Origin of the sequence: Elioraea sp. (genome assembly GCF_051860475.1) — a bacterium.
In the GTDB taxonomy this organism is placed as follows: Bacteria; Pseudomonadota; Alphaproteobacteria; order Acetobacterales; family Acetobacteraceae; genus Elioraea.
This window is the reverse complement of the sequence record NZ_JBHYDW010000242.1, coordinates 1-3,550: the sequence shown is the minus strand read 5'-3', so window position 1 is coordinate 3,550 and position 3,550 is coordinate 1. Positions and strand designations below refer to the sequence as shown.

3 protein-coding genes are annotated in these 3,550 nt (G+C 70.9%); all 3 read left to right on the top strand.

The genetic code is table 11. The annotated features are described in order from the left end of the window. Window positions 1-778, top strand: a 778-nt coding sequence (locus ACTIFU_RS23085; RefSeq protein WP_439580674.1) for an ACT domain-containing protein, incomplete at its 5' end; no start/stop codon positions are given. An 18-nt stretch (window positions 779-796) separates the two neighbouring features. Next, window positions 797-2,341 carry a murein biosynthesis integral membrane protein MurJ gene (gene murJ / locus ACTIFU_RS23080; RefSeq protein ID WP_439580673.1) on the top strand — a complete coding sequence of 515 codons (1,545 nt, stop codon included), beginning with the start codon at window positions 797-799 and terminating at the stop codon, window positions 2,339-2,341. Window positions 2,342-2,399: 58 nt separating this feature from the next. Beyond that, complete coding sequence (trpS, locus tag ACTIFU_RS23075; RefSeq protein WP_439580672.1) at window positions 2,400-3,410, top strand: tryptophan--tRNA ligase; 1,011 nt, start codon at window positions 2,400-2,402, stop codon at window positions 3,408-3,410. Window positions 3,411-3,550 lie beyond the last annotated feature (140 nt).

Genomic DNA, 3,550 nt, shown 5'->3' with positions numbered 1-3,550 from the left:
GGCGGCGCTGGAGGCAGAGGGCTGGAGCGCCGAGGATCGCGACGCCTTCCTGGCACTCGGCTATCCGCCCTACTGGCTCGGTTTCGATCCCGAGACGCATCTGCGCCACGCTCGACTGATCCGCGAGGCCGACGGCTCGGGCACCGCGCTCTCGATCAAGACCGTGATCCTGCCTGAGCGAGGCGTGACCGAGGTGACGGTCTATACCGCGGACCATCCGGGCCTGTTCAGCAAGATCGCCGGCGCCTTGGCGATCGCCGGTGCCTCGATCGTCGATGCGCGCATTCATACCATGACCAACGGGATGGCGCTGGATACGTTCTGGATCCAGGACGCGGCCGGCGGCGCCTTCGATGCGCCGCACCGGATCGCCCGGATGAGCGTGCTGGTCGAGCAGGCGCTGTCGGGCCGGCTGCGCATCGCCGAGGAGATCCGGAAGGCGCGGCCCCCCTTCCCGCGCACCCGCGCGATCCATGTGCCGCCGCGCGTGGTGATCGACAACCACGCCTCGGCCACCCATACGGTGGTGGAGGTGAACGGCCGCGACCGCCCGGGCCTGCTGCACGACATTACCGCGGCCATGAGCGAGCAGGGACTCCAGATCGCCTCAGCGCATGTGACCACCTACGGCGTGCGCGCGGTCGATGTGTTCTACGTGAAGGATGTGTTCGGCCTGAAGATCGAGAACGAGCGCAAGCTCGCGAGCCTGAAGGAGGCGCTGCTCGCCGCGCTGGACGTGCATGGCGAGGCGTCCGGGGCGCGTCCGGCCGCCGCCTGACGCGCGGCGCTGTCGCTGATGTTCCGCAACGTTCTGACCGTCGGCAGCTGGACTGCGGCCAGCCGTGTGCTCGGCTTCGTCCGCGACATCCTGATCGCGGCCGCGCTCGGCGCAGGGCCGGCGGCGGACGCGTTCTTCGTCGCGCTGAAGCTGCCGAACTTCTTCCGCCGGCTGTTCGGCGAGGGCGCGTTCTCGGCCGCCTTCGTGCCGCTGTTCGCCGGCAGCCTCGCCGCCGAAGGCCGCGAGCAGGCGCGCCGCGTTGCCGAGGGCGCGCTTTCGGTGCTGCTCGCGGCACTCGCGGTGCTGACGCTGGCGGCGATCGTCTTCATGCCCGAGGCGATGACGCTGCTCGCCCCGGGGTTCCGCCGGGATCCGGAACGGTTCGCGCTCGCGGTGGAACTGACGCGCATCACCTTTCCGTACCTGATGCTGATCTGCCTGGTCGCACTGTTCTCGGGCGTGCTGAACGGGCTCGACCGCTTCGCCGTCGCGGCCGCCGCGCCGCTGCTGTTCAACGTCGCGCTGATCGGCGGGCTGGCGCTCGCGCCGTTCCTCGTGCTTTCCGTCGCGCACGGACTCGCCTGGGGCGTGGCGGCGGCGGGCATCCTCCAGTTCGTCGTGCTCGCCTGGGCGGTCGCGGCCGCAGGCATGCCGCTCCGCCTGCCGGTGCCGCGGCTCACGCCCGAGGTGCGGCTCCTGCTCCGGCGCATGGGGCCGGGCGCGATCGGCGCAGGCGTGACGCAGATCAACCTGATGGTGGACGTGATCATCGCCTCGTTCCTGCCCTCTGGCTCGATCGCGTTCCTCTACTACGCCGACCGGGTGAACCAGTTGCCGCTCGGCGTGATCGGCACGGCCGTCGGCACGGCGCTGCTGCCGGCGCTGTCGCGCCAGGTGCGCGCGGGCGAGGCCCCTGCCGCGCTCACGACCCAGAACCGCGCGATCGAGCTTGCGCTGCTGCTGACCGTGCCGGCCGCGGTCGGGCTCGCGGTGGCGGCGTGGCCGATCGTGCACGTGCTGTTCGGCCGCGGCGCGTTCGGCGCGGGGGACGTCACGGCCACCGCGGCGGCGCTTGCCGCCTATGCGCTTGGGCTTCCTGCCTATGTGCTGGTGAAGGTGTTCGCGCCAGGCTTCTTCGCGCGCGGCGACACCGCGAGTCCGGTGAAGGTGGCGATCGTCTGCGTGGTGCTGAACATCGTGCTGTGCCTCGCGCTGATCGGGCCGTTCGCCCATGTCGGTGTGGCGCTGGCGACGGTGATCTCGGGCTGGGTGAACGCGGCGGCGCTCGGGACGTGGTTGTGGCGGCAGGGGCGGCTTGTGCCCGATCCGCGGCTGCGTGCGTTCCTGCCGCGGCTCGTCGCGGCGGCGGCGGTGATGGGCGTCGCGATCTGGGCGGTGCAGGACTTCGTTTTCGACGCGCTGTTCCGCGCCCAGGGCTATCGCTGGGGCGCGCTCGGCCTGCTGATCGCGCTGGGCGCGGGCGTGTTCGGCGCGGCCGCGCTCGCGCTGCGCGTCGCCGACCTCGCGGAGCTGCGGGGGTACCTGCGCCGCCGCCGGTCTTGACGGCGGCGCGCTCCCGCCCGATCACGCCGACCCCGATCCCCTCCACAAGGACCGATCCATGACCGCCTCGCTTCCGCGCATCTTCTCGGGTGTGCAGCCGACCGGGAACCTGCATCTCGGCAATTATCTTGGCGCGCTGCGCAACTGGGTGAAGCTGCAACACGACCATGAGTGCCTGTTCTGCGTGGTCGACATGCACGCGATCACAGTCTGGCAGGACCCGGCGGAACTGCATCGCGCGACGCTCGAGGTCGCCGCCGCGATGGTCGCCTGCGGCATCGATGCCGGTAAGCACATCGTGTTCAACCAGTCGGCCGTGCCGGGCCACGCGCAGCTCGCCTGGATTTTCAACTGCGTCGCCCGGATCGGCTGGTTGAACCGCATGACCCAGTTCAAGGAGAAGGCCGGCAAGGACCGCGAGAACGCGTCGGTGGGCCTCTACGCCTATCCGAACCTGATGGCCGCCGACGTGCTGCTCTACAAGGCCACGCGCGTGCCGGTGGGCGAGGACCAGAAGCAGCATCTCGAGCTTGCCAACGACATCGCGCAGAAGTTCAACCACGATTTCGGCCGCGCCGTGTTTCCGATGATCGAGCCCCTGATCCTCGGTCCCGCCGCGCGCGTGATGTCGTTGCGTGACGGCACGAAGAAAATGAGCAAGTCGGACGCCTCCGACCAGTCGCGCATCAACCTGACGGACGACGCCGACGCGATCGCCCTGAAGGTGCGCCGCGCCAAGACCGATCCGGAGCCGCTGCCGTCCGAGGAGGCGGGGCTGGAGGGTCGGCCCGAGGCGCGCAACCTGGTCGGCATCTACGCGGCGCTGACCGACATGCATCACGGCGCGGTGCTGGCCGAGCACGGCGGCAGGCCGTTCAGCGCCTTCAAGGCGGCGCTGACCGATCTGCTGGTGGCGAGCCTCAGCCCGATCGCGGCCGAGATGCGCAGGCTGGTCGGCGATCAGGGCGCGGTCGAGGCTATCCTGCGCCGTGGCGCGGAGCGTGCCCGCGCGCTGGCGGCGCCCGTGCTCGCCGAAGTGGAGGCGACGGTGGGTTTTGTCCGGGTGTAGGCCCGGTCGGCCGCACGGCCCCCCGGACCCCTCGATGGTGTCGCTCCCGTTGGTCGCGACGCGAGCCCCGTAGTGCAGGGGGTCCGGGGGCCCAGCGTGGTCCCCCGGGGCCTCCTCAATCCTGTGCACGTACCATCCGC

Coding starts and splice junctions, on each gene's coding strand:
- trpS (WP_439580672.1), top strand. CDS start 2,400: ATGACCGCCTCGCTTCCGCGCATCTTCTCGGGTGTGCAGCCGACCGGG.
- murJ (WP_439580673.1), top strand. CDS start 797: ATGTTCCGCAACGTTCTGACCGTCGGCAGCTGGACTGCGGCCAGCCGT.